This window comes from Rhizorhabdus sp., assembly GCF_018006725.1.
Taxonomy (GTDB): Bacteria; Pseudomonadota; Alphaproteobacteria; order Sphingomonadales; family Sphingomonadaceae; genus Rhizorhabdus.
In genome coordinates this window covers 1-4,791 of sequence record NZ_JAGMXV010000307.1, presented here as the reverse complement: position 1 = coordinate 4,791, position 4,791 = coordinate 1, and the positions used below count along the sequence as shown (strand labels likewise).

General features: G+C 64.3%; 5 protein-coding genes. 3 read left to right on the top strand and 2 right to left on the bottom strand.

What is annotated here, in order from left to right:
* Both KAY22_RS24680 and KAY22_RS24675 read left to right on the top strand, forming a co-directional pair.
* A partial coding sequence (locus KAY22_RS24680; RefSeq protein WP_296625777.1) for an acyl-CoA dehydrogenase occupies positions 1-977 on the top strand: 977 nt, incomplete at its 5' end.
* The gene (locus KAY22_RS24675) at positions 974-2,035 is read left to right on the top strand and encodes a phosphotransferase (protein WP_296625776.1); all 1,062 of its coding nucleotides are present in this window, start codon (positions 974-976) and stop codon (positions 2,033-2,035) included. The genes KAY22_RS24680 and KAY22_RS24675, both read left to right, overlap by 4 nt.
* Before the next feature lie 9 nt (positions 2,036-2,044).
* Here the strand turns inward: KAY22_RS24675 and KAY22_RS24670 are convergent, their stop codons facing one another.
* Entirely contained in the window at positions 2,045-2,251 is a 207-nt protein-coding gene (locus KAY22_RS24670) for a DUF1737 domain-containing protein (RefSeq protein ID WP_296625775.1), read from the bottom strand.
* A 215-nt stretch (positions 2,252-2,466) separates the two neighbouring features.
* On the opposite strand from KAY22_RS24670, the gene KAY22_RS24665 reads away from it, so the two are divergent.
* Positions 2,467-4,218, top strand: coding sequence for a diguanylate cyclase (locus KAY22_RS24665; RefSeq protein WP_296625773.1), 1,752 nt, complete (start codon positions 2,467-2,469; stop codon positions 4,216-4,218).
* A gap of 12 nt (positions 4,219-4,230) precedes the next feature.
* On the opposite strand, the gene KAY22_RS24660 is transcribed toward KAY22_RS24665, so the two are convergent.
* Positions 4,231-4,740 (bottom strand): adenylate/guanylate cyclase domain-containing protein, encoded by a 510-nt coding sequence (locus KAY22_RS24660; protein WP_296625772.1) that lies wholly within the window; start codon positions 4,738-4,740, stop codon positions 4,231-4,233.
* Positions 4,741-4,791 lie beyond the last annotated feature (51 nt).

Sequence of the window (4,791 nt, the reverse complement as noted above, 5' to 3'; positions counted from 1 at the left end):
TGACCCAGCGCGAGACCGCTATCGTCCTGATCAAGTCGGGTCTGTCGCTGCTCGGTCCGGTGGCAGTCAACACGATGGCGCCTGACGAGGGCAATATGTACCTGATCGGCAAGATCGGGTCGCCCGATCTCAAGAAGCGCTTCCTCGACAAGCTGGTCGCCGGCGAGGGGCGCTCGGCCTTCTTCATGACCGAGCCGGCTTCGGAAGGCGGCGCCGGTTCGGACCCGTCGATGATGCGGACGACCTGCCATCTCGACGGAAACCATTGGGTGATCAACGGCCGCAAGGCGTTCATCACCGGGGCCGAGGGCGCCAAGGTGGGCATCGTCATGGCGAAGTCCGAGGACGGCGCCTGCATGTTCCTGGTTGACCTGCCCGACCCCGCGATCAAGCTCGACCGTATCCTCGACACGATCGACAATTCGATGCCGGGCGGCCACGCCGTGGTGACCATCGACAATCTGCGCGTGCCGGCTGACCAGATGCTCGGCGCGAGCGGCGAGGGCTTCAAATATGCCCAGATCCGGCTCAGCCCAGCGCGCCTGTCGCACTGCATGCGCTGGCTGGGCGGCACGATCCGCGCGCAGGAGATCGCGGTCGATTATGCCTGCCGCCGCGAGGCCTTCGGCAAGAAGCTGATCGACCATGAGGGCGTCGGCTTCATGCTGGCCGAGAATATGATCGAGCTGCGCCAGTGCGAGCTGATGATCGACTGGTGCGCCAGCATTCTCGACAGCGGTTCGCTCGGCACGACCGAAAGCTCGATGGCGAAGGTGGCGGTGTCCGAGGCGCTGTACCGCGTCGCCGATCGCTGCGTTCAGGTGATGGGCGGCACCGGCGTTTCCGGCGACACCGTGGTCGAACAGATATTCCGCGAGCTTCGCGCCTTCCGCATCTATGACGGCCCGACCGAGGTTCACAAATGGTCGCTGGCGAAGAAGCTCAAGCGCGATCATGCGAAGGCGAACCAGGCATGACGGGCGCGACGGGGCAGGACGAGAATAGCGGCACCACGCCGGTTCGCGAGGGCTTCCGCTTCGACGAAGCGGCGCTCGCGCGCTGGATGGTCGAGCATGTGCCCGGCTATGCCGGGCCGCTGACGGTCGAGCAGTTCAAGGGCGGGCAATCCAACCCGACCTACAAGCTGACGACGCCGGGCAAATCCTATGTGCTCCGTCGCAAGCCGCCAGGGCAGTTGCTCAAGGGTGCCCATGCCGTGGAGCGTGAAGCGAAGGTGCTGACTGGCCTGGCGCAGGCGGGCTTCCCCGTCGCCCATGTCCACGCGCTGTGCACCGACGATAGCGTCATTGGCACCTGGTTCTACATCATGGACCTGGTCGAGGGCCGGATCTTCTGGGACGCCACGATCCCGGAGGTTTCGCGCGAGGAGCGGCCTGCCTATTTCGACGCGATGAACGCGACCATGGCCGCGCTCCACAATGTCGATTATGCCGCTGTCGGCCTCGCCGATTATGGCAAGCCCGGCAATTATTTCGAGCGGCAGATCGGTCGCTGGTCGAAGCAATATGTCGAGGATGTCGATGCGGGCCGCGACCCCGACATGGACCGGCTGATCGAATGGCTGCCGGCGCACATCCCGGCGGGCGACGACACCGCGATCGTCCATGGCGATTTCCGCATCGACAACATGATCTTCCACCCGACCGAGCCGCGCGTCCTCGCGGTGCTCGACTGGGAATTGTCGACATTGGGGCATCCGCTGGCGGATTTTTCCTACCATGCGATGATGTACCACATGCCGCCGCATATCGTGGCTGGTCTGGCGGGTGCGGACCTGGCGGCGCTCAATATCCCGAGCGAGCAGGACTATGTCGCCGCCTATTGCGCCCGCACAGGACGTGAAGGGATCGACGATTACCGCTTCTACACCGCGTTCAACTTCTTCCGCCTGGCCGCGATCTTTCACGGCATCAAGGGGCGGGTGATCCGGGGCACGGCGGCATCGGCTCAGGCGGCCGATCGGGCGCGTATGTTCCCCGAACTGGCGAGGATCGCGCGCGCCCAGATCGACTGAGCGCGTGAGTCAGTAATCGACCAGCTTCTTGTCCGGGTCATAGGGCTGGTCGGGCGCCTCGCGCACGACCGCCTGACCGCACATCATGCGCTGCTGCCCTGCATCGTAAGCATAGCTGGGCGACCCGTGCAGTATCCAGCCCTCGGAAAGCGCCTTCGTGACCTTGTGGCAGAAGGCGGAGTCATCGACGCCGGTGAGGAAGCGGTAGATCAGCATGCGCTTCTCCTAAAGCAAGCCGCTGTCTGGTGAAAGAGCGGGCCCGACGCATCGAAAACTGCCCGGCCCGCCCGCATAGTTACGGTGCGATTAAGGAATAACACCTATTCAGCCACAGCTGCGCTCTCCTTACGCTTCCAAGCGAATTGGGGAATTGGGAGGCGCGGATGTTGGCGCGATCGACAAGGGGGGTGTCGGCCTGGAAAGACGCCGTCATGGCGGCACTGGTCTATGCGCTCCTAGCAGCGGCGACCATCAGCCTGTCCAGTGAGGGGCGCGAGGTGGCAGCCATCTGGCCGGCTAATGCCTTTCTCGCCGCGCTGTTGCTCTTGCGTTCGCGGAGCGGCTGGCCAGTTCTCCTCGGTGCGGGGTATCTCGCAAATGTCGCTGCCAATCTGGTCACCCGCGGCGACATCCAGGCGCCCGCCCTGTTCGGCCTGTTCAACATGGCGGAGGTCCTGATCGTGGCGCTGGCGCTCGCGAGCAAGGATGCGGACTCGTCAGCGGGTGACCCGAGCGTCGTATGGCGCTTTGCCCTTTGGGCAGGTTTCATAGCTCCGGCGATCAGTGCCGTGCTCGGCGGTAGCACGGCGGCTGTTTTCTATGGGCAGTCCTTCGCCGAGGCATGGCGAATCTGGTATGTCGCCGACGCACTGGGCCTGTTGATCTGCATGCCCTTCTTTCATGCTCTCCTGTCCGGCGAATTCGCGCGTTATCTGGGTACCCTGGCGGGACGGAGGGGGCGAGAAAGCGCGCTGGTCCTGAGCGCGGTAGCCGCGATCAGCATCGTCCTCTTCTGGGCCGTGTCTTTGCCGATCTTCTTCCTGATCGAACTGCCCGTGCTCGTGGCGACATTCCGGCTCGGCAGGTCGGGGGCGAAGGTGACGGTGCTGCTCGTCTCCCTCATCGGAACCGCAGCCACCGCGGCGGGATATGGGCCGATTGTCGCTATGAGCGACGACCCCGCGACGCGTGCGGCGGTTCTTCAATCCTTCCTTGCGGTGATCATGCTGACCGGCCTCCCGGTTGCGGCCATTTTGGCGGCGCATCGGCAGCTGATCGCACGACTGAGCGTGAGCGAACGGTCGCTGCGCCTGCTTGCCGCGCAGTCGCCCGTGCTGCTGCTCCATTTTGACCGACAAGGCCTGTGCAGCAATGCGATCGGCGCGGCCGAGCCCTTGCTGGGGGCGCATGCCGGCGCCTTGGTCGGACGTAGCGTCGAGGATGTCCATCCGCGCGAAGGGCGCCGGCTGCGGGCAGCCCTGCTCGAAGCTGAAGCAGAAGGCCGTCCGATCGTCGTCGAACTGCCCGGTCTGCTGCCCTCGGCCTGGATCGAGGCCCAGATATGTGCTTCGCGCGATAGTGAAGGCGGTTTCATCGGTACCGTCGTGGCGCTGCACGATATCAGCGTTCACCGTAATCGCGCCCAGGCCATGGCGAAGATGGCGGAGACCGACAGTCTGACCGGCCTGCTCAACCGAACCGGTTTCATGCGGCGGCTGGACGACCAGGTTACCGACGATCCAGGCCAGCCTCTTGCTCTGGCGCTGATCGACATCGACCACTTCAAGTTGGTCAATGACAATTATGGGCATCTCGTAGGTGATCAGGTGCTGCGCGAGATTGGCGGCATAATCATGGCCGAGCAGGCCGAGGGGTGCATCGGCGCCCGCCTGGGCGGCGACGAATTCGTCCTGCTGTTTCCCGCCGCCTCGATCGAGCGTGCCGAGGCGATGTGTCAGCGAATCCTGCGCGGTGTCGAGTTGATCCGGGTCGATGCGGGCGAGGGCATGATCGCCTGCCCTTCGATCAGCTGCGGAATAGCCGCGCGCCAGACCGGGCATCGCTCGGGCAGCATCATGCTCGATGCCGATCGTGCGCTCTATCACGCCAAGGCTGAGGGGCGTGGCTGCATCCGGCGGGCGGAGACAGAGAGCTCGATGAGCCTGCTCGCCAGTGTCGTGTGAAACGGCAGGCCGCTATTTCGAGGTGAGCGTCCAGACCCCATCCCAGCCGGGCTGGGGAGGCGTCTTGAGAAAGGCCCGGCAGCGCTCGACATACATGGTCGAGGGGCCATCCTCGGGCATCGCCGTCAACGCCTTGAGAAAGGCCTGCTCCGCATCAGCCCATTCCATCGCGCGATAGGCTGCGAGCCCCTGCGCATAATATTCGAGTATCCGGCCGAGGCCGCGATCGAGTTCACCGGCGCGATAGCCCAGTGATTCATAGACGCCGACCGGGAAGTCCTTGCCCTTGACCCGGATCAGGTCGATCTCGCGCACCAGTTCCGGGTTCGCAAGGCGTGCATGGGTGAATTCGGAGAAGAGAATCTTCGAGCCATAGGCCTTGTTCGCGCCCTCCAGCCGCGAGGCGAGGTTCACGCTGTCCCCGATAACGGTATATTCCATCCGCTTGATCGAGCCGATATTGCCGACCGACATGGCGCCTTGCGAGGCGTAGGCCTTGGCGGCGGCGAGCGCGGTGATCATCGTTCAGCCCTTACTTGCGCAGCAGGTCGAGGGTGCGCGATTCCATGGCGC

What these genes read in the sequence shown, in the direction of transcription:
- KAY22_RS24675 (WP_296625776.1), top strand. Translation starts at nt 974, where the DNA reads ATGACGGGCGCGACGGGGCAGGACGAGAATAGCGGCACCACGCCGGTT.
- KAY22_RS24670 (WP_296625775.1), bottom strand. Translation starts at nt 2,251, where the DNA reads ATGCTGATCTACCGCTTCCTCACCGGCGTCGATGACTCCGCCTTCTGC.
- KAY22_RS24665 (WP_296625773.1), top strand. Translation starts at nt 2,467, where the DNA reads ATGGCGGCACTGGTCTATGCGCTCCTAGCAGCGGCGACCATCAGCCTG.
- KAY22_RS24660 (WP_296625772.1), bottom strand. Translation starts at nt 4,740, where the DNA reads ATGATCACCGCGCTCGCCGCCGCCAAGGCCTACGCCTCGCAAGGCGCC.